We start from the raw sequence: 20,577 nt of genomic DNA, 5'->3' as shown, positions 1-20,577 counted from the left end.
GCGGCGCCATATTCAAAATACTGACAAAATCGTCAGCCAGGCTGGCCGTGCTTGGAAATTCGATCGGGCTTGGGGAAGCAACCATGATCAAAGTGACGCGGCGGACGCTGCTTGCCGGCACGTCTGCGCTGGCCGCTGCCGGCCTGGTGCCGTTTCGGGCATTCGCAGCGGCGCGCACCTACCATGCGCTGCTTGTTGCCTGCACCGATTACCCGAACCTGCCGAAGAAAAACTGGCTGATCGGACCGAAAAACGATGCCGGCCTGGTGCGCGATTACCTCCTGGGGAACACGCCCGCGCCGGTAAAATTCCTGGCCGAAAACGTCACGCTGCTCGCCAAGGATGTCGAAGGCGCCGACGGACCGCCGACACATGCGGCGATCAAGGCAGCACTCGCCGACCTTGCCGCCAAGGTCCAGCGTGATGATTTCGTCTATCTGCATTTGTCCGGTCACGGCGCGCAACAGCCCGCGGCGACCAAGGGCGACGAGACCGACGGCCTCGACGAAATTTTCTTGCCGTCCGACATCGACAAATGGGTCAACCGCGAACAGGGCGTGCCCAATGCGCTGGTCGACAACGAGATCGGCACCGCGCTCGACGCCATTCGCGACAAGGGCGCCTTTATCTGGGCCGTGTTCGACTGCTGCCATTCCGGCACGGCGACGCGCGCCGCCGAGGTCGACGACGAGCTGGAACGCAAGGTCGAGTTCGCCGATCTGGTCGGCGGCGACGATGCTGCCAGGGCGGCTGCGGTGAAAGCCTATGACGGGATTGCGTCGGCCGCGCCGCGCGGCTTTGACGAGGACGGGCAGCGCAAGCCGGCCTTCAAGCTGGCGCCGACCGGCGCCGAGCCGACCACCAAGGGTAGATTGGTCGCCTTCTACGCGGCGCAGACGGTGGAGACGACGCCTGAGATGCCGCTGCCCAGGGGCACGGCCGATGCGCCGCGTTTCGGGCTGTTCACCTTCACCATCCTGTCGAAACTGGCCGAGAACCCCAACATCACCTACCGCCAGCTCGGCCAGGCCGTGCTGCAGCAATATTCGGCGGACGGCCGCACCCGGCCAACGCCGCTGTTCGAGGGAGAACTCGACGCACGCGTCTTCGGCACCGACAAGACCGATGCGGTCATGCAATGGCCGATCGTCGTCAAGGACGACAAAGCCACGATCGGCGCCGGACTGCTGCATCGCCTCACCCCCGGCAGCAAGCTGGCAATCTTGCCGTCGGCGCTGTCGCCGCTGTCCGAGGCGCTTGGTTATCTCCAGGTGCGATCGGCAAAGAACCTGGAGAGCCGGGTCCAGCCGGTCGAGTTCGGCGGCAAGCCGGCGCTCAAGCTGGCTGACATCCCCGCCAATGCCTATGCCCGGCTCGCCGAGCTCGCCGTCGACTACAAGCTCGTGGTCGCGCGGCCGGCAGCGGCCAAAGGCCTCGAGAAAGAGGCTGCGCTGGCGAACTCGGTTCTCGACGATCTGGCGGCCAGGGAGAACTCAGGGTTCCACATCGCGCTGGTCGAGCCGGGCAAGAGCGCAGATCTGCGTCTCGCCGTGCTGCGCGAGAATGCCATTGCCGGCGCCGCAGAAGACGCCACCGACGCGCCGGCGCTGTGGTTCCTGCCAGCTTCGGGCGACATGACGCTCAAGGATGGCAGCAAGCCGCCGCTGATCGTCATTCATCCGGACGGCCGCGAAAAGCTGATCGACGCCGCGGCCAGGAACCTGACGAAAATCTTCCGCGCCATCGGCCTGTCGAGGCTGGCCGCCGCTTCGGATTATCGGCCGGAAGAGGTCGACGTCGAGTTCCGGATCAAGCGTCTGGACAGTGACGCGCTGCAGCCTATCGAGCCGTCGACGGTGCCGCGTGTTTCGCCCGACGATCAGGTGCATGTGCTGGTCAGGAACGGCTCGACCAACCTGGTTGACATCAACGTGCTCTATGTCGGCTCCGACTATTCCATCCAGCATTTTCTTGCCGAGCGCCTGACCGAGGGCGCCGTGCTCGAGGAAGGCCTGTTCAAATTCACCGACACCAGCTTCGGCATGGAGCAGATGATCGCCGTCTTGACCGAGGCGCCGCCGCAGAGCGAGAAGCAGGACCTGAGCTTCCTGGCGCAAGCGGGGGTTGTCTCGGTAACGCGCGGACTGGGACAGCCAAGTTTCTCCGATATGCTGGCCGATATCGGCATGGCGCCGGCGACGCGGTCGGCCATGCGGCTCACCGACGACAAGGCATCGAAGGGCGCCGTGATGATCTTCCCGATGGAGACGGTGCCGCGCGCCTGAGGCGGGATCAAGCGCCCGGCCAGGCCTCTTGCCTGATCGGCTGATAATGAACATTCTTCGACCGCCGCTGTCGGCGGCCGAACGGAACGGATGAGGGCGTTCGTGAACAGGATGGTATTTTCGTGGCGCGCAACAACCGCCGGCCTTGTCGCCGGGCTGTTGCTGGCCGCCAATGCCTCGGCGGACGAGATCTGCGGCCTTTGCGCCAAGGAGGTCGTCATCAACTCCGAACTGGCGAGTTGCTTTCTCGATCAGTACGACCAGATCGCCAAAACCGGCAACACCGCCGTCGTCGTCGATCTCAGCAGCTGCACCTCACGCGGCGTGGTCGAGCCGTTGCCGTCGCCGGGCAAGCCGCAGGTGGAGCCTGACGTGCAGTTCATCGTTTCGCGGGCGCAGCTGGATTGCCTGAAGAAGAAGCTGGAGACGCCGGGCATCGTGCTCGATCCGTCAGCTATCATCGAACTGGACAGCTGCGGATGACGAAAGCAGGGAGCGACGCAACGCAGCAGGCAGGGGCGGCGCCGGTACCGCAAAAGAAGCCGGCGTCACTGCCGGAAACCGTCGAAGGCCTGCCTTGGGTGAGCAATCACGAGGTCAAGAAGGAGGCGAACCCGTTCACCGATCGCGACTGGCGCATGCTTGTCTATGCCTGGTCCGGATTGCTGGTACGGCTGGCGATCATCTTCACCTTGATCTTTTCGGTCTACCAGTTCCTGGCAAACCAGGAGCAGAAGCGTGTCGAACAGACGATGCCGCTGGTCGAGCTCTGGGAAAGCAAGGATTACCAGCAGGCGCAACGGGCCCTCAAGCAACGCCTGGCGACGCTCAATGCCAAATACGGCAATCTGCTCAGCGCCAATCCCACGCCGACCGAGGAACAGGTCTATCGGCAACGCATCGGCATCGAGGCGATGAGCGCAACCGGCGGCGACATGCCGCTTGCCGAGTTCAGCGACAATTTCGACCGCATCGTCTATTTCCTCAACCGTCTTTCCTTCTGCGTCGAAGGCAGGCTTTGCTCGCGTCAGGTCGCCGACTCGTATTTCCGCGACTATGCCGCCTCGTTCTGGAGCTATTTTGCCGGCTATATCGACAAGGAGCGCAAGGCCGGTTCGCCGACCTTCGCCCTGCCAATCGAGAACTATGTCCGCCAGGCGCCACCCCCGGCCCAATCCAGATAATCCCCGAAAATGCGAAAGCCGGCGACGGAAATGCTCCGCCGCCGGCTTTGATTGGAGCATTTTGCAGCCAAGTGTGATCACATTTGGCGTCGCAGAAATGCCGCTAAAATAGATAACCCGCCCCGATGATCGCGGCGCGCACTCTGCAGGCCTATTTGTACAGGCTGTTGATCCACTGGACGTTGATGGCGTTCAGGCGCACGGCGGTATTGGCATCCGGGCTCTCGGCCACGTTCACGCCGGTGATGACGCGCTGCTTGGAGCCATTGTCATAGGCATAGACCGAGCTGCCGCTCGAACCTGGATACGTGTCGCAGTCGTACTGGAAATACTCGGTGGCGATGTTTTCGGCGTGCACTTCGCAGGTCGCCTTCCACATCGTGCCGATCGGCTTGTCGCCGGGATAGCCGATGATGTTGGCGGTGAAATCGCCGAGATCCACATAGTTGGCATAGCCCAGCCAGCCGAGATTGGTGCCGACATCCTGCTTGAGGGTGACGATGCCGAGATCCCACGGCACGACAGAGCCGTAAAAGCCTTGGTAATTGTCGATGAAGCCCTGGACGATATAGGCGCTTTCATAGGTGAAGGCGCCGAACGGAGCGTCGTCGGCGGTCTTGCCATTGAGAGCCGGCACGAACAGGATATCGTCGAGCCAGGCCTTGTCCTCGTGGCTGTAGAGGCAGTGCGCCGCGGTGAGCACCGTGCGCGGGCCGATCAGTGTCGCCGAGCAGCTGCCATAGCTGCCGCTCTTCGATTTGCCTTCGAGATAGCCGATCGCGGTGAACGGGTAGGTTTTGGTATTCTTGATCTGCTCGCGGTCGTCCGTCCCGAACACCTGGCGGCCGGCCTCTTCGCCTCCGCTTAGTCCGGAATTATCGGACTTCTGCCCGTCGGCGGGCGCGTTCATTTCCTTGATGACAAGGTCCTTCAGCGTCTCGTTCGGGTCGATCTTGATGTCCTTGCCATCGGCGGAGCGGCCGACGATGCCATAAGATTTGACTGCCGTTGCTTCGTCGGCGAGCGGAGCGGCGCGGTTGGCCTCGTCGTCGGTCAGTTTCGGCGGGGCGATCGGTTTCGCCCGGCCGGGCTTGTAATCGCCCGATGTCACGTCCCGCATGCTTTCGCCGTTGCCAGCATTGGCGGAGCCTGGATCGGCAGCCAAGGCAGGAACCGCCCACATTGCGGTGGAAAGCAACGCGGACGCAATAATGCTATGTGTCAGTTTTGTCATGGTGAGACTCTCCCAAAAGTCAGCAAGGACTGGATCAAGATAGAGAAATATTGTCGAGATCGTGGTGGTGACGAAAAATGAAATTGGTTGCCGGCGCCTTTACCGGGCCATTATTCAGTGCAGCCAGTTTAGGTCCCCGCCAAAAATGCTCGCAACGGTATACTGCCTAAATTAATCCAACATTGGCAACGACAAATTGCTTTCACATAGCCCGTGGGGGGCTATAGGATTTGGGCGGGCTTGGTTCGACAGCACGATTAGCAAAAGTGGTGCTCGGTTTTGTGACGGATCGCGCTCCGCCTTGGAGCATGATCTCACCGGCCGGTTCCATTTCAGTGGATCATGCGTCCGTGGCTGACCTGTCGGAATATTGTCTCAGGGGGTTCGAGGTGAAGATCATCCATAGGTTCAGACCGATTGCCGCCGCCGCGCTGCTCGGCATCGCGGCGGCCTTGCCGGTCGTTGATTCCGTTCATGCCACGGACGCGGCCGCCCGGCCGGAGGCGGCGATCTCGCCGATGAAACGCGTGGCCGAGGCCAGGGCAAAGGCCAGGGCGGAGAACCCCGACGGCGCCGATCGCGTCTACGGCGGCAAGCAGGCCGAGACGGGCGCCTACCCGTTCCAGGTGGCATTGCTGACCACGGGCAAGCTGGACAAAAGCCCGGCCTCGCAGGCGAATGCGCAGTTCTGCGGCGGCAGCCTGATCGCGCCGCAATGGGTGCTGACCGCGGCGCACTGCCTCAATGACGACGGCGAGCCGATTTCGCCTGATGTGGTCACCGTGCTCACGGGCGCCACCGATCTCAGCGAGGGCAAGCGCTACAAGGCGGTGGAGATCATCGTCAACGAGGGCTACAGCGAGCAGACGCTGGACAACGATCTCGGCCTGATCCGGCTGGCCGAGCCGGCCGATGCCCCGACCATCAAAATTGCCAGTGAGCCGACCCCCGACGCCGGCAAGACGACAGTCACCGGCTGGGGCAAGATGCAGGACGGAACATTTCCCACCGCGCTGATGGTCGCCGACCTGGACCTCCAGCCGAACGCAACCTGCAACAGCGGCATCAAGGCGATTTATGCGCATGATTTGAAAGCAGCGCTCGGCGAGCTCGCCCGCCGCATGCGTTATTCGGAAAGGGGCATCGAGGCGGCCGCCAACGCGATTGCTGCCGACATGGCGGATCCGCTGACCGGCAACATGATCTGCGCCGGAACGGCCAGCGGCGAGCGCGACGCCTGCAATGGCGACAGCGGCGGACCGCTGTTCATGACCGGCGCCGATGGTCCGGTGCAGGTCGGCGTCGTCAGCTGGGGCGAAGGTCCGGCCGACGGCGGCACCGCCTGCGGCCACAAGAACGCCTACGGCATCTACACGCGGCTGGCCAATTACACCGGCTGGATCGAGGAGAAGATGAAAACGGCAGCGCCCGTGCCCGCAGCACCCAAAGCCCTCGGCACGGCGCAGAAGCCGGCGACGCCCTGACCGGCGTCACTTGCTGAACCAATGAACAGCGGGAGCAATCCCGCTGTTTCTGTCCCAAAACCTGGGGTCGGGACTAGAACCAGCGATCGCGGCGCTGGTCTGTGGCGGCCAAGGTGAGGCCCAGTAGCGCCCCTACTGCCGCTCCGAGTATGAATGCGGACGATACTGTGCCAGGATTCTCCTGGACGACCCCGGAAACCGTTTGCGCCCTGTTGCGCAGGGCTTGCGCCGTCCGGGACGCGCGGTCAGCAGCGCTGTCATACCAGTCGCCGGCCTCTTCGATCGTCTCTTCCGCGCGTTCGGCCAAGGTCCGATTGATTTTGTTGATCTCACGCCTCAGCTGCGCGACCTGCTTCTCCAGGGCTTCCTGAGCTTCACGTTGAGTCATCTTCGGTGCTGCGGATTCGTTCGGGTCGTCGGCCATGGTAATCTCCTTTGCGGAAGGCTCGGCTCAACGGTCGGCCCACTGTACAGGTTCCTCGGCAAAACGATTCTGTCCGGTGTTTGTTCTGTGAGAACCCGGGATTTGTCCGGCATGTGTGCGAAATCGGCTTGAACATCGGATCGTTCCGGCGCTCCCCGCGTTGGTGAAAACGCCACAAGGGAGGAGCCGTCATGGACAACGATCGGCATGAAAAGATTCGGCAACGAGCCTATGAAATCTGGATGCGCGAGGGCCGCCCGGATGGCGCGCATGAGCGTCATTGGCAGCAGGCGAAGCAAGAGCTTGGCTACGATGAGACGATGACCGGCCAGGCTGACGATGACGCGGCCGAGCACGGTCCGGCTGGAACGATCGCCAGTTCCGACGTTCTGACGGTCGAGGCACTGGCGATGCGCACCGGGATAACCGGTGATCAGGCGCAAGAGCTGATCGACAGGCTCGGCAACGACAGAGCCGCACTCGAAGAAGCCGCGCGGAACCTCAAGGCAGCCGAAAGTTAGCCGCTGGCCACCGTGTCGAAGACAGCTATCAGTTTGCGCTGCCGCGTCTTTCGATGAAAACGGACCGCGGACCGTCTCCGCCTACTTCCTTGGCGGCCCCTTGCGCTCGGCCGACGTCGCCCAGAGATTGATGTCCGACTCGCGTGCAAAGGTGTCGATCTCGGCGAGCTCGGCATCGCTGAAGTCGAGCGTCTCGAGCGCGCCGACGCAATCCACGACCTGTTCCGGCCGGCTGGCGCCGATCAGCGCCGACGTCACCCTGCCCCGGCGCAACACCCAGGCCAGCGCCATCTGCGCCAGCGTCTGGCCGCGGCGACGGGCGATGACGTTCAGCGCCTCGATATTGGCGATCGATTTGTCGTTGATGAATGCCGGGCGCAGCGACTTGCCCTGGCTGGCGCGGCTGCCATCGGGGATGCCGCCGAGATATTTGTCGGTCAGCATGCCTTGTGCCAGCGGCGAGAACACGATGGAACCGACGCCAAGCCCCTCGAGCGTATCGAGCAGGCCGTCGTCCTCGACCCAGCGGTTAAGCATCGAATAGCTCGGCTGATGGATCACGCAAGGCGTGCCGAGCTGCTTCAAAATGTCGGCGGCTTCGCGGGTGCGCTGTGAATTATAGGAGGAAATGCCGGCATAGAGCGCCTTGCCCGAGCGCACCGCGTGATCGAGCGCGCCCATCGTCTCTTCCAGAGGGGTGTCGGGGTCGAAGCGATGGGAATAGAAGATGTCGACATAATCGAGCCCCATCCGCTTCAGGCTCTGGTCGAGGCTGGCCAGCACATATTTGCGGCCGCCCCATTCGCCGTAAGGTCCTGCCCACATTTCGTAGCCGGCCTTGGTCGAGATGATCAGCTCGTCGCGATAACCGGCAAAGTCCGTCCGCAGGATCTCGCCAAAGGCCCGCTCCGCCGAGCCGGGCGGCGGGCCGTAATTGTTGGCGAGATCGAAATGCGTGATGCCGAGATCGAAGGCCTTGCGCGTGATTGCCTGCTTGGTTCTATGCGGCGTGTCATCGCCGAAATTGTGCCACAGCCCGAGCGAGATCGCCGGCAGCTTCAGGCCGGACCGCCCGCAGCGATTGTAGACCATCTTTTCGTAGCGGTTCTCGGCGGGAACATAGGGCATGGGAAATCCTCATATCGAAACGAGCCCGACGGCTGTCGCCGCGACGCACGGCAGCCGAGCCTTCCGCACCTTTAGCCTCTCCCCGCGCAAACGGGGAGAGGCTTTTACGGTGCTTGGGAGGTGCGCCGCCTACTTCGTTTTCTTCTTCGCCAGCAGCTCCTTCGCTGCCTTGACGCCGAGTGCCGCGGGCCGCTCGCAACTGGTCTGCATGGCGACGAACTTTCCGGTCTCGCCAGAACGCAACAGGCCGGTCATGACATCGACGGCATGCAGCGCCAGTTCCATCGAGCAGCGGTGCGGCCGGCCTTCGGTAATCGCGATCGCCATGTCGGCAAGGCCGGCGGTGCGGTAGTTGGCCATCATGCCATGCGAATGCATCTCGTTGGGCACGCCGAACGGATGCCGCCATTTCGGCAGCTTCTTCACCGGCTTGGCGGCCTCGGTGTAGCGCACCTCGCCGCCGAAGAAATTCGGATCCGGCACGAACACCGTGCCTGCCTCGCCATAGAGCTCCATCGGCGCGTGGCCATGGCTCCAGACATCCCAGCTGGTGTTGAGCGTCACCACGGCGCCGTTCTCGAATTCCAGCACGCCATGGATCGTCGTCGGCGTGGAGACCGGGATCTTTTCGCCGGCGCGCGGCTTCGAGCTGATGATGCGTTCCGTCATCGGGATCGAAGCAAAAGCCGCGACCTGCTTCACCGGCCCGATCAGCTGGATCAGGTTGGTGATGTAATACGGTCCGATATCGAGCACCGGCCCGGCGCCCGGCTGGAAGAAGAAGTCCGGATTGGGGTGCCAATGTTCCATCCCATGGCTCATCACATGACAGGTGCCGCTGGTGATCCTGCCGAGCCTGCCGGTGTCGATCAGGTCGCGGACAAGCTGGTGCGCGCCGCCGAGGAAGGTGTCGGGCGCCGAACCGATGCGCAGCCCCTTGCTTTCGGCCCGTTTCTTCAGGTCGAGCCCTTCCTTGACCGAGAGCACGAAGGGCTTCTCCGAATAAACATGCTTGCCGGCGTCGAGAATCTGCTTCGACACCTCGTAATGCACCGCCGGAATGGTCAGGTTGACGATGATGTCGATATCGTCGGCCTTGAGTAGCCCCTCGACGGTCTCGGCGCGCAGCTTGAACTCTTTTGCCCGCGCTTTCGCCGCTTCCATGTTGATGTCGGCGCAGGCGCGCATCTCGATGCCACGGAACAGCGGCGCCAGCGAGAAATACGCCTTCGAGATGTTGCCGCAGCCGATGACGCCGATGCCAAGTTTTGTTGCCATGCTGGTGTGCTCCTAATAGGTCTTGGCGGCTGCGATCGAGCGGCGGGCGAAGCGCGCGATATCGTTGGGATTGTCCTGTTCCATGACGTAGTATTTTGCGGCGCTTTTGGCGCGCAGCGCCTTGATCAGGCCGGGCCAGTCGATGGTGCCGTGGCCGACATCCGACCAGCCGTCCTCGTCGAGTCCCTCGCCCGCCTTGGCCATGTCCTTGACGTGGACGGCGACGATGCGCTTGCCGTGCTTCTCGATCCAGGGCAGCGGATCGACGCCGCCGCGCACCACCCAGGCGACGTCCATCTCCCAGCCGATGTCAGGCGCCGAGGACAGAATATGGTCCTGCGGCACCGAGCCGTCGGCAAGCGCCTTGAACTCGAAATCATGGTTGTGCCAGGCAAAGCCATAGCCGGCTTTCCTGGCCGTCTCGCCGACCTTGGCCAGGCGTTCGCCGAAGCCGCGCCAGCCGGCTGTGTCGGCCGGCCTGAACTCGGCGTTCAGGAACGGGCAGATGAGCAGCGTGATGCCGAGCGCGTCGGCCGTCCTGCGCACGCCATCGAAATCCTTCTCGAGCGCGTCGATCGAGAAATGCCCGGTCGGCATGGCAAGCCCGTTCTTGTCGAGTTCCGCACGGAATGCCTTGGGATCGTCATAGACACCACCGAACCCTTCGACTTGGCTGTAACCAAGCTCGCCCAGCATCTTGAGCACGCCCTCCCAGGGCTGGAAATTGCGGGCACTGTAAAGTTGGAATGACCAGTTCATCGTCTCTGTCCGTTTTCTTGTGGATGGTTAGTCTTGGGGGGATGAGTCTTGGGGGGAATGGAAGAGTCTTGGGTGGCTAGATCTGCTCTAGAGGCGGTTACCTGTGGCGGCGTCGAACAGCGAGGCGCGCATCGGATCAAAACCGATGCCGACCGCCTCGGCGTTGTTTGGCGTGCGCTCGGCTGTCACCCGTACCGTGAAATTCTGGCCGCCGAGCTTCAGCCAGACCAGCGTGTCGGAACCCATGGGCTCGACGACCTCGACACTTGCCGTGGCTGCGAATGGCCATCCCGTGCCGCTGTTGAACGCGACGTGCTCGGGGCGAATGCCGAACACGGCCGGCCCCGGCACCGGGTCCTTCTCGAAAGCATAGGTGGCAAGCGGAATCCGTACATCCTCGGCGACGAAGTGCCAGTCGCCGTCCGCCTGCTCCAGCCTGCCGTCAAGGAAGTTCATCGCCGGCGAGCCGAGGAAGCCGGCGACAAACCGGTTGACCGGCCGGTTATAGATGGTCTGCGGTGCATCGAGCTGCTGGATGACGCCGCCCTTCATCACCGCGATGCGGTCGGCCAGCGTCATCGCCTCGATCTGGTCGTGGGTGACGTAGATCATGGTGTTCTCGAGCTTGCGATGCAGCAGCTTTATCTCGACGCGCAATTCCGCGCGCAGCTTGGCGTCGAGGTTGGAGAGCGGCTCGTCGAACAGAAAGACATCGACGTCACGCACAAGTGCGCGCCCGATCGCCACGCGCTGGCGCTGGCCACCGGACAGAGCCGCCGGCTTGCGATGCAAAAGCGGCTCGATCTGCAGGATCTCGGCGGCCCGGGCGATGCGCTTGGCGATCTCGTCCTTGGCGAGGCCGGCAACGCGCAGCCCAAACGACAGGTTCTTCTCCACCGTCATCTGCGGATAGAGCGCGTAGGACTGGAACACCATGCCGATGCCGCGATCCTTGGGCTCTTCCCAGGTGACGTTCTTGCCCTTGATGAAGATGCGGCCTTCGGAAACGTCCAGCAGCCCGGCAATGCAGTTGAGCAGGGTCGACTTGCCGCAGCCGGACGGGCCGAGCAGCACGATGAACTCGCCTTCTGCGACATCGAGGTTGAGCGTCTGCAGCACCGATATCGCGCCGAAATTCAGCGACAGGTTCTGGATCGAGACGCTGGTGCCGTTTGCCCCGCTGCTGCCGTTTACCTCAACACTGCCGTTTGCGTTCATCGCCATCATCCTTTCACCGCGCCGGCGGCGATGCCGCGCACAAACAATTTTCCGGACAGGAAATAGACGATCAGCGGCACCAGGCCGGTCAGGATGGTGGCTGCCATGTTGACGTTGTATTCCTTCACGCCTTGCACCGAGTTGACGATGTTGTTGAGCTGCACCGTCATCGGATAGGTGTCGGGGCGGGTGTAGACGACGCCGAACAGGAAGTCGTTCCAGATGCCGGTCACCTGCAGGATGATGGCGACGACGAAGATCGGCAGCGACATCGGCAGCATGATGCGGAAATAGATGCCCCAGAAGCCGGCGCCGTCGACACGCGCTGCCCGGAACAGCTCCTCCGGCATGGAGGTAAAGTAGTTGCGGAACAAAAGCGTGAGGATCGGCATGCCGAAGATGGAATGGACGATCACCAGGCCGCTGAGGCTGCCGTAGAGGCCGACCTCGCGCAGGATAATGACGATCGGATAGATCATCACCTGATACGGGATGAAGGCGCCAACGATCAGGATGATGAAGAAAGTGTCGGCCCCTTTGAAGCGCCAGTTGGCCAGCGCATAGCCGTTCACCGAGGCGAGCGCGATCGACAGGATCACCGACGGGATGGTGATGCGCACCGAATTCCAGAAGCCACGCGACAGCCCGTCGCAGTTGAGCCCGGTGCAGGCGCTCGACCAGGCCTTGACCCAGGGCTCGAAGGTGATCTCCATCGGCGGCGAGAAGATGTTGCCAAGGCGTATCTCAGGCATGCCTTTAAGCGATGTCACCACCATGACGTAGAGCGGCAAAAGATAGTAGAGCGCCACCACGATCAGCGTGCCGTAGAGGAAGATGTTGCGGCGCGAGAACGTGTGGCGCGGCTTCGGTCCGCTCGGCCCGTAGCCTTCGAGGCCGCCGGCGCCGGCACTGGCGGGCAATGAAACGGCATGGTCAGACACGCTTCTTGCCTCCGAACTCGAGATAGGCCCACGGCACGATGACGATGATCACCGACAGCAGCATCATCGTCGAAGCGGCGAACCCTTGGCCGAGGTTCTGGGCGAAGAACATGTAATCATAGACATATTTGGCCGGGACTTCGGAGGCGATACCGGGCCCGCCGCTGGTCTGGGCGACGACAAGGTCGTAGACGCGAACAATGTTGGAGGCGACGATGACCAGCGTGGTGATGAAGACCGGCCGCATCATCGGTATGATGATGAACAGATAGGTCTTCCAGGTCGGTATCCCGTCGACCCGCGCGGCCTTCCAGATATCCTCGTCGATGCCGCGCAGGCCGGCCAGCATCAGGCACATTATCAGCCCGGTGCCTTGCCAGAGAGCGGCGATCAATATGCCGTAGATGACGATGCTGGAATCATAGAGCGGATTGAAGCTGAAGCTCGTCCAGCCGAGGCTGCGCACCACTGCCTGGACACCGAACTCGGGGTTGAGCAGCCATTGCCAGACGAGACCGGTGACGATGAAGGACAGGGCGAAGGGATAGAGGAAAATGGTCCGGAATGTGTCCTCGAACCGGATCTTCTGGTCGAGCAGGGCAGCAAGCAGGAAACCGATTACCAGCGAGAACACCAGCGACAGCACGCCGTAGATCAGCAGGTTCTCGATCGAGATCAGCCAGCGCGGCGTCGCCCACAGCCGGTAATACTGGTCGAGACCGACGAAGTGCAGCCGCGGCAGCAACTTGGAATTGGTGAAGGAATAGAACACCGTCCAGACGGTGCCGCCAACAAAGATCACCAGCGCGGTGAAGATCATTGGGATCGAGGCGATTTTCGCATTGAGGTTGCGAAAGAGTTGGCTGGGGCGTTCGCTCTTGCTCATCTGCACAGCCGCGCTGGATCGGGTAAGGGCGGGAGGGTCAAGAGGTCTTGACCCGAGCTCCCGACCCTGCGCTCGCAGGGGCGGGAGTGAGGCGCTTGATCGATCGCTCAATCGGCCGAACCGACGATGGCGGCGAAGCGCTTCTGCGCATCTTCCACGGTCATGTCCTGCTTGGCGAAGAACTCGGAGAACAGATCCTCCTTTTGCTTCTGCGTATCCTGCGAAAGCAACTGGTCCGTCCAAGGCATGACATTGCCCTTGGCGAGGATTTCGAGGCCCTTCTTCATGCAGTCGTTCGCCGCCTTGAGGTCGACGTCGCCGCGCACCGGCAGCGAACCCTTCTTGAGATTGAAGGCGACCTGCGTCTTGGGATCAAGCAGCGTGTGGGCCAGCACTTCCTGCGCCTTCGATTTTTCGGGATCCTTCAGCAGCGGGAAGTAAAAAGCGTCGCCGCCGGTGGCGATCATCTCGTTGAGGCCGAGGCCCGGAAGGCAAGTATAGTCCTTGCCGGCGGTCTGGCCGGCAACCTGGAACTCGCCCTGCGCCCAGTCACCCATGATCTGGCCGCCGGCCTTGCCGGTGATGACCAGGTTGGTGGCCTGGTTCCAGTCCTGCACATTGGTGTTCTTCGCCATCTTGCGGGCGTCGTCCGCGGCCTTGAAGACCTTGGCGACTTCGGGCCCGGCGGCGAATTCCGCGTCCTTGTCCTTATAGACCTTGAGGAAGGCATCGGTGCCGCCGACCGCCGCGAGCAGCACGTCGAAAGCGCCGGAGGCCTGCCAGGGCTGGCCGCCGACCGCGAGCGGCTGGATGCCTGCTTTTTCAAGCGCGGGCGCCGCAGCGACATATTCATTCCAGTTCTTCGGCACCGGCACGCCGGCTTTTTCGAAGGCGGCGTTCGACAGCCACAGCCACTGCCAGGAGTGGATATTGACCGGCACGCAATAGATTTTGCCATCGAGGGTACAGCCGTCGAGCAGGCTCTTCGGCTGCACGATTTCCGTCCACTTTTCCTTGGTGGCGAGATCGGTGAGGTCGCGCATCAGCCCGGCCTGCACCAATTCTTCCGCCTGCCGGCCGTGATTGAACTGGGTCGCGCCCATCGGGTCGCCGCCGGTGATGCGGCTGATCATGATCGGCCGCGCTGTGCCGCCGGAGCCGGCGATGGCGCCGTCAACCCAGTGATTGCCGGTTGCGTCGAAAGCCTTGGCGAGTTCGGCGACCGCTGCCGCCTCGCCGCCGGAGGTCCACCAATGGGTGACTTCCAGATCCGTCGCGGCCGCCGGGCCGGCGAATTGCAGCGCGGTCGTCAATGCCAGCGCAGCAGTCATGAGTTGGTATCGCATTTCGTTCCTCCCAGAATCTGAAACGTTACAGATTTTGGATACGGCAATTGCTTCGGACGCGCAACCCCTCAGGCAAATCCGGCGCCAAATTTTTTCGAAGCGCGAATAAAATCACCTGGCCTGTCGAGCTACCGCATCGCAACAAGAGAGGTTGCACTGCAAAAAATTGGTGCTGCGACGCCAGAAACCCGGAAAAGCCCGTTTCAATCGTTTTTTTTTGCGCCGACCGGAGTACCGCTCGTTTTGCGCCTATCACCAGTGATATCGCGACGGCAGTGACAATCTGTAACGTTTCAGTATATAGCGGTCTCATTCGGTGAAGGCCCGCGGCGTACCCGCGGCCCGCCGATTGCCGGCCTGCCCGGCAACTGCTATGCGCCTGACGGGGCGGGACGAATGAACAGGCATCAAAAAGAGAAGGCCGACGAAGCGTCGGGGCAGGGCCGGCCGACACTGAAGACGCTCGCCTTCATGACCGGGCTGGGCGTCACCACCGTGTCGCGCGCGCTGAAGGACGCGCCCGAGATCGGCGCCGAGACCAGGCGTCGCGTCCAGCTTGTCGCCAAGCAGATCGGCTATCGGCCGAACCGTGCCGGCGTCCGCCTGCGCACCGGCAAGACCAATGTCATCAGCCTGGTGCTCAACACCGAGCACGAGATCATGAGCTTTGTCTCGGACATCATCTACGGCGTTTCCGAAGTCATTGCCGACACGCCCTATCACTTGATCGTGACGCCCTATTCACGCTCGCAGGATCCGCTCGACCCGATCCGTTACCTCGTGGAAACCGGTTCAGCCGACGGCGTCATCATTTCGCGCACGCAGCCGAACGATCCGAGGGCCCGCTATATGCTGGAGCGCGGCATCCCCTTTGCCACGCATGGCCGCACCGATATGGGGCTGATCCATCCCTATCATGATTTCGACAATTACGCTTTCGCAGCCGAGGCAGTGCGCCATCTGGCCGGCCTCGGCCGCCGCCGGCTGGCGCTGCTGGCGCCGCCGGTCGAGCTGACCTATCACGGCCACACGCTCGCCGGCTTTGCCGATGCGCTGAGCGAGGTCGGCGCCAGCGAGATTCCTTTCAACACCGTTTCGATCGATCATTCGATCGAGCAGATCAGAATGCGGACGGCGCAGCTGATGCGCCGCGAAAACCGCCCGGACGGTTTCATCAGCAGCGCCGCCGCCGCCACGCTCGCCATCGTCGCCGGCATCGAAGACGCCGGCCTCAAGGTCGGCCGCGATGTCGATGTGGTGTCCAAACAATCGTCGGAGCTTCTGCACCTGTTTCGCAGCGAATTGCTGGTCGTCAACGAGAACTTCCGGCTGGCCGGCGCCGAGCTCGCCCGCTCGGTGCTGGGCTGGATCGGCGGCGCCGCACCCGGCACCCTGCAAAGCCTGAGCAAGCCGGGCGAAGTCCAGGCCTATCGCCGCCCCGACTAGAGCGGGATATGTTCAAATTGAACTTGGCTCCATCTATTTGTCTTAGCCGCATTTCTGCGACGCCAAGTGATTCCACTTGGCTGGAAAATGTGCGCTGCTGACTGGCAGCCTTGGGGCCGGGGGCGAACTGGCAGCTTCTTTCATGCTCGAAGCGATAGCAGACACCAACAGGATGCTCGCAGCCCGGCCCGATCGAAGGCCCGGACTAGACTAGAACAGCGGATACCAAAAAGGTCGTACCGAACCTCAACTGCATCACGCGTTGGCTGAGGCTTTGCTTCTGTCGTATGGCAGTATTTTCTTGTCCCGCTCGAGGCATGAATTCTAGTGACGAAGACGGCGGCGGATGCCCGCTTCTGTGTCCTGCTGATCAGCCTCACGCTCATAGGTCTTGACCATCGACATCAGCAGCGAGGAAGACACAAAGGGATGTGTGAACTGCAACGCATCTGCCCATTTGCGATACTTGTCCGCAAGCTCGCGTTCCTGCCCTCCGCCTTCGCTGCGCCAGTGGACGCCGCGCGCATTGTAAAGACCGGTGTGCGCCCCGTTTGAAAGGGGCTCTGACTGGAGGTCTTCCATTACGTCGCGAACGACTTCGTTCGGCCACACCTCATCCTTTCCCGCCGGTGCGCCTGAGAAAAGTCTGCCAAGACAGAGATCGGCTATCTCGCCACGGTCGAGTTCGGCGCACGCTTTGCGCACAGTAGAAACCCATTCGCTAAGCTTTTCGCGCTGTTCCTTTTCAGTAGGCTTGCCTTGTCCCGGAATTCGTTCAAGCGCTTCGAGCAGACGGTAGCCACGGGTCGCGAGATGCTCGCGGCCTTCCTCGACGCGGTATTCGGGAGGATCCTCACCGCGATCCTTACGCTTGTACGCCCAGGCGACCGCCTGGACGTACAAGTCGGGACGGTCTTCAATATAGCGTTCAAGATTCGGTATTTGATGCCCGTCGCCGCCACGGAAAGTTCGGGCGAGCACATCAATGTAGGCGAATTCCAACCCGGCTTTCTCTTCGAGCGAAATATCCGGGTTGTGGTCAAGCAGCTGGAAGGCCCGCTGAATGTCGTAATCATGCAGCTGATATTCCCCGGGCTTGTCGTTCCCTTCCTGCGCGATTCCCGAGAGCATCTGGACGAGAAGAGGTGGGCGAATCTCATCTAGCTTGAAGTGCAAAGCCGCAAAGGCAGCGCGGGGTCTCTTTGCTCGGAGAAGACGGCGCACGCTCTCGTTGTTCTCATCCGGCGCGTCAAATGCATACTGAGGCACCACATCGCGCCAATAGGTAGCGCGCGCCTCCGGCGAGAGCTGATCCACAAGTTCCCACGTCGTCAGCCGGTAGGCAGATAGAAGCAAGAGGCGAAGAGCCTCTTCTTCAGTTAGCTCTGCGCGCAGCTTAGTGTAAAGGGCCTCACGGCGATCAGCATCCATGGCCCACATTGCCCCTGCCGCGATGCCGTCCCTGCCGGTTTCGCCCGCGGGCGGACGTAGGGACTGCAAAACGAGGTCCTGGAGCTGATCGTCATTGAGGATGCCACGCGCCAGATACGCACCGATCTGACGCTGCGAACTGCCTCTGGTGGCGAGATCAAACACACCATCGAGGCTACGCTCCTGGACGATTGCCGTCAGTGCTTCAGTACGAAGCTTGTCGATGCGTTTCTCTCGCGCCTGAAAGTCCATTTCCTCTTCGGCGAGCTCGTCGGCCGACTCGTCGACCCAGCCCTGACGGAAAAGCCATTCGTGCTGATTGACAACATCTGTCGGCCGCATCGCTTCGTAGATCACCTTCGCGGTTTTGGAGAGCCTTGCGTGCCCTTCCTCATCAGCTTTCTTGCGCCCACGCCGGGACAGCACTGTCACACGTAACTTTTCGCGGACCTTGGCGATTTCGTCATCATTCACGCCGCTCTTGCGCCACTCGTCGATGATCTCCCAGACCCGCTCCTGAAACTCAGGGCCAAGCGCATGAAGTCTGCCGATGAGATCGCATAGCATCTCCACCGTATAGGATGGTCTGCTCAGAGCGATCTTGACCATTTCGAGTACGAAGGCGTTGATTGGGCCCCATGTCTTGAAGGGTTCGCCAAAGCCATAGCCGTCGGGCCGCCATTTGGGCTTGTGGCTATAGTCGCCAACCCGGCTGCCATAGTCCCCAAACTGCTGAAGGCAGATTTGCCAGCCAACCGCCGGATGCTTTTCCAGCAGCATATGGATAGCCTTGAGCCGCGCCTTATGATCGGCTGCGGTCTGCGGCATCCACGCGCGGAAGGTCGAGCCGAGCGAGTTGATAGGCTTGTTCGCCCAGTTATCGTTGATTTCGACTTCGGACAGCTGACCGAGAGTCTTCACGACACGCGAGAAGGTCGTAGGGTTCCATGCCAGTCCCTCCAGAGCCCAAAGCAGGCCGGTGCGCGGGCAGGACGAGCCGAAGAGACCCGTGTCCGCTGGCCGGAGTAGTCCCAACGTCTCGGGGTGTGCAGAGCGCAGATCACGTTCGATGATGTCGAGAAATGCACCCGGCGCCGCCTCGGCATAAAGCGGAAGGTCGCGATCATTGGCTTCGAGCTTGCGCGTGGAGATCGGTTCGAGAAGATCTCTTATCAGCTTCGCGGCAGCGAGGTCGCCATCGAACCCCAGGCGCTTGCCGAACAGGTTCTTGCCGTGCACGGCGAGCAAGACGAGCGTCTCGGAGATACCTTCGCGCACTGCACCCGAGAACTCGCGTTTCTTGCCGTTCATCGATGCCGCCCAGCGGTCCTTATCTGGAAGGTCAAGGGCAGGATCGTCTTCGCCAAGCACCATGCGGGCAATGTCAAAGAAGCGGTCGAGATCGGCTTTGGTGAACGCGCCCGCGATCGCGAAGAGTGTGTCGATCTTAGAGATAACCCCGCGATAGCCCCCGATCGACCACACAGGGGCGTCGTTCAGCTGCGCAAGCCCCTGGACGCGCTTTTCGAGATGCTCAAAAGCAACATCACCGGCAAGAAGTGACAGTGCTGTCTGGTCTGCCTCGTTCTGGGTATCCCATGCGCCAAGCAGCACCAGCGGGATGAGGCCTGACGATGTCTCGTGATCCTCGGCCCATACAGGTGTGCGAATCGCCGGGATTGTCGAAAGCTGACGACGCAGGACAGTCAGCGAGCGGCCCGATGCGTTGGCGAGCGACGTCAAGTCATCACGTCCCTTGCCCATCGCCTCGAGGGCTTTGTTGAAGGCCTCGTCGCCAAGCGGCTCCAGCACGATGTCGGGTTCAGAGTTGGTGGCATTGCGCGGATAGACAACGATGGTACGCAACTCGGAACTGTGAGGTCCAAACTCGCGCTCAACCTCGCGTGTGTGCGCAACAGCGATGAAATCGATAGTGCCTTGAGCAAGCTTTGGCAGCACGCCCGGCTCGTCAAAGATGAGCACGCGGTCCTTGTGTAGTTCCAGTTCCGGCTCAGCCAGAACCTGACTGAGGAAAGCGAGCGCTTCTTCGACAGAGTCGGCGGCAATCACAAGGGGCTCGGAATGGTCTGTCGCCACGAACCCCCTGATCTTATCACCCCAGACCTTGTTGGCTGTACTGAATAGCGAGGGATGAAGCGCAGGGTCTGTAACGTTGGCCCAATCGCTCCAGCATCGATCCAGCGTCCGCACACCGCTTGAAGACCGAGCCGTCTGGTTCGCAAACCATGTCTGCGCAGCAAGCGACTGTTCCATCCACTGTTCAAGGTCGCTGGCGTCATAGGCGCGAACGTCCTTCCAGAGCTTCTTCGCTTTCATGGCGGCAATCCATGCAGTCTTGCCGGGCCAGCGGCGCGGCGTGACGAAAACGAAGGTAATGTCGTCGCGATCGGCCTTCTTGGTCGCCTTCACGCTCTTTGCGAAGTCGCCGTTGGCCTTGTCATTGATGTCAGCGGTGACGCCAAATTCCCAGCCCGACGTACCAGCCGGAATCCAAGGGGTACCCGAGCCAGCCTCAATGAAGCCATCCCAACCGGGACGCTCGGCATCATCGTTGCCGGGGAAATCGACCTTCTCAAGATCGTGCCCCGTCGAATGGACAAGTGTGCGTAGCAAGATGGAAAGCTTCGTGCGCGCCTGGATGGTTGTCGTGAACCAGTTCACAAGGTCGTTCGCCTGCACATTCAGGAATGGCGTCACGTAAGCGCGCGCGTTTTGCGCAGTGCCCGCCGCCTTGCTTGCATGGGCATCGTATGCGCTTTGCAGATCGAGGATCGTCTTCGCAGGAACGCCAAAGGCCCGCTCGATGCGCATCGCCATATCTGGCGTCGCCGAAACTTTTCCGTTCAGGAAGTTGGACACGCCAGGGCGACTGATACCGAGCAGCTTAGCAGTCTCTGTAACGTTCACCGCCAGGGTGTTGAGGATATTTTCCCGGACATATTGGCCGGGATGCAGAGGAAATTTTTTTTCAGCCATAGACTGATTATAGCA

At 61.7% G+C, this 20,577-nt stretch carries 16 protein-coding genes; 6 read left to right on the top strand and 10 right to left on the bottom strand.

The features are described 5' to 3' along the window. Nucleotides 1-83: 83 nt before the first annotated feature. From NKH29_RS20760 to NKH29_RS20750, 3 genes are all read left to right on the top strand, one after another. Complete coding sequence (locus tag NKH29_RS20760) at nucleotides 84-2,285, top strand: caspase family protein (protein WP_031194909.1); 2,202 nt, start codon at nucleotides 84-86, stop codon at nucleotides 2,283-2,285. A gap of 111 nt (nucleotides 2,286-2,396) precedes the next feature. Then, nucleotides 2,397-2,768, top strand: coding sequence for a hypothetical protein (locus NKH29_RS20755; protein WP_352483640.1), 372 nt, complete (start codon nucleotides 2,397-2,399; stop codon nucleotides 2,766-2,768). Beyond that, the gene (locus NKH29_RS20750; protein WP_353000491.1) at nucleotides 2,765-3,469 is read left to right on the top strand and encodes a DUF4760 domain-containing protein; all 705 of its coding nucleotides are present in this window, start codon (nucleotides 2,765-2,767) and stop codon (nucleotides 3,467-3,469) included. The genes NKH29_RS20755 and NKH29_RS20750 overlap by 4 nt, the downstream gene beginning before the upstream one ends. A 151-nt stretch (nucleotides 3,470-3,620) precedes the next feature. Here the strand turns inward: NKH29_RS20750 and NKH29_RS20745 are convergent, their stop codons facing one another. Beyond that, nucleotides 3,621-4,703 carry a trypsin-like serine peptidase gene (locus NKH29_RS20745; RefSeq protein ID WP_353000489.1) on the bottom strand — a complete coding sequence of 361 codons (1,083 nt, stop codon included), beginning with the start codon at nucleotides 4,701-4,703 and terminating at the stop codon, nucleotides 3,621-3,623. 350 nt (nucleotides 4,704-5,053) lie between these two features. Here NKH29_RS20745 and NKH29_RS20740 point away from each other — a divergent pair, with 350 nt between their 5' ends. Further along, a complete protein-coding gene (locus NKH29_RS20740; protein WP_352495500.1) occupies nucleotides 5,054-6,187 on the top strand; it encodes a S1 family serine peptidase in 1,134 nt (377 codons plus the stop codon). Between the two features lie 73 nt (nucleotides 6,188-6,260). Here NKH29_RS20740 and NKH29_RS20735 read toward each other — a convergent pair whose 3' ends face one another. Next, the gene (locus tag NKH29_RS20735) at nucleotides 6,261-6,611 is read right to left on the bottom strand and encodes a hypothetical protein (RefSeq protein ID WP_352592768.1); all 351 of its coding nucleotides are present in this window, start codon (nucleotides 6,609-6,611) and stop codon (nucleotides 6,261-6,263) included. A 191-nt stretch (nucleotides 6,612-6,802) separates the two neighbouring features. Between NKH29_RS20735 and NKH29_RS20730 the strand changes: the two genes are divergently transcribed. Beyond that, nucleotides 6,803-7,132: a DUF2934 domain-containing protein gene (locus NKH29_RS20730; protein ID WP_352592770.1), complete on the top strand. Its 330-nt coding sequence runs from the start codon at nucleotides 6,803-6,805 to the stop codon at nucleotides 7,130-7,132. A gap of 81 nt (nucleotides 7,133-7,213) precedes the next feature. Here NKH29_RS20730 and mgrA read toward each other — a convergent pair whose 3' ends face one another. The 7 genes from mgrA to NKH29_RS20695 all read right to left on the bottom strand — a co-directional run bounded on the left by mgrA (nucleotide 7,214) and on the right by NKH29_RS20695 (nucleotide 14,688). Continuing rightward, on the bottom strand, nucleotides 7,214-8,260 hold the full coding sequence (gene mgrA / locus NKH29_RS20725) for an L-glyceraldehyde 3-phosphate reductase (protein WP_352495501.1): 1,047 nt from the start codon (nucleotides 8,258-8,260) through the stop codon (nucleotides 7,214-7,216). Nucleotides 8,261-8,389: 129 nt separating this feature from the next. After that, nucleotides 8,390-9,538 (bottom strand): Gfo/Idh/MocA family protein, encoded by a 1,149-nt coding sequence (locus NKH29_RS20720; protein WP_352816858.1) that lies wholly within the window; start codon nucleotides 9,536-9,538, stop codon nucleotides 8,390-8,392. 12 nt (nucleotides 9,539-9,550) lie between these two features. Then, nucleotides 9,551-10,297, bottom strand: a complete 747-nt coding sequence (locus NKH29_RS20715; RefSeq protein WP_023721947.1) for a sugar phosphate isomerase/epimerase family protein — start codon at nucleotides 10,295-10,297, stop codon at nucleotides 9,551-9,553. 87 nt (nucleotides 10,298-10,384) lie between these two features. Further along, nucleotides 10,385-11,515, bottom strand: coding sequence for an ABC transporter ATP-binding protein (locus NKH29_RS20710; protein ID WP_051409752.1), 1,131 nt, complete (start codon nucleotides 11,513-11,515; stop codon nucleotides 10,385-10,387). Between the two features lie 5 nt (nucleotides 11,516-11,520). Beyond that, a complete protein-coding gene (locus tag NKH29_RS20705) occupies nucleotides 11,521-12,456 on the bottom strand; it encodes a carbohydrate ABC transporter permease (protein ID WP_353000486.1) in 936 nt (311 codons plus the stop codon). Next, on the bottom strand, nucleotides 12,449-13,342 hold the full coding sequence (locus NKH29_RS20700; RefSeq protein WP_023721950.1) for a carbohydrate ABC transporter permease: 894 nt from the start codon (nucleotides 13,340-13,342) through the stop codon (nucleotides 12,449-12,451). Before NKH29_RS20700 ends, NKH29_RS20705 begins: the two co-directional genes overlap by 8 nt. Before the next feature lie 107 nt (nucleotides 13,343-13,449). After that, on the bottom strand, nucleotides 13,450-14,688 hold the full coding sequence (locus tag NKH29_RS20695; RefSeq protein WP_031194918.1) for an ABC transporter substrate-binding protein: 1,239 nt from the start codon (nucleotides 14,686-14,688) through the stop codon (nucleotides 13,450-13,452). Between the two features lie 396 nt (nucleotides 14,689-15,084). On the opposite strand from NKH29_RS20695, the gene NKH29_RS20690 reads away from it, so the two are divergent. Next, the gene (locus NKH29_RS20690) at nucleotides 15,085-16,134 is read left to right on the top strand and encodes a LacI family transcriptional regulator (RefSeq protein WP_353000484.1); all 1,050 of its coding nucleotides are present in this window, start codon (nucleotides 15,085-15,087) and stop codon (nucleotides 16,132-16,134) included. A gap of 324 nt (nucleotides 16,135-16,458) precedes the next feature. Here NKH29_RS20690 and NKH29_RS20685 read toward each other — a convergent pair whose 3' ends face one another. Next, nucleotides 16,459-20,562 (bottom strand): HigA family addiction module antitoxin, encoded by a 4,104-nt coding sequence (locus NKH29_RS20685; protein ID WP_353000482.1) that lies wholly within the window; start codon nucleotides 20,560-20,562, stop codon nucleotides 16,459-16,461. Between the last annotated feature and the right edge of the window lie 15 nt (nucleotides 20,563-20,577).

It is taken from the genome of Mesorhizobium sp. M1295 (assembly GCF_040318135.1).
Lineage (GTDB): Bacteria > Pseudomonadota > Alphaproteobacteria > Rhizobiales > Rhizobiaceae > Mesorhizobium.
The sequence above is the reverse complement of the archived record's forward strand: the minus strand, read 5'-3'. Positions and strand labels throughout refer to the sequence as shown.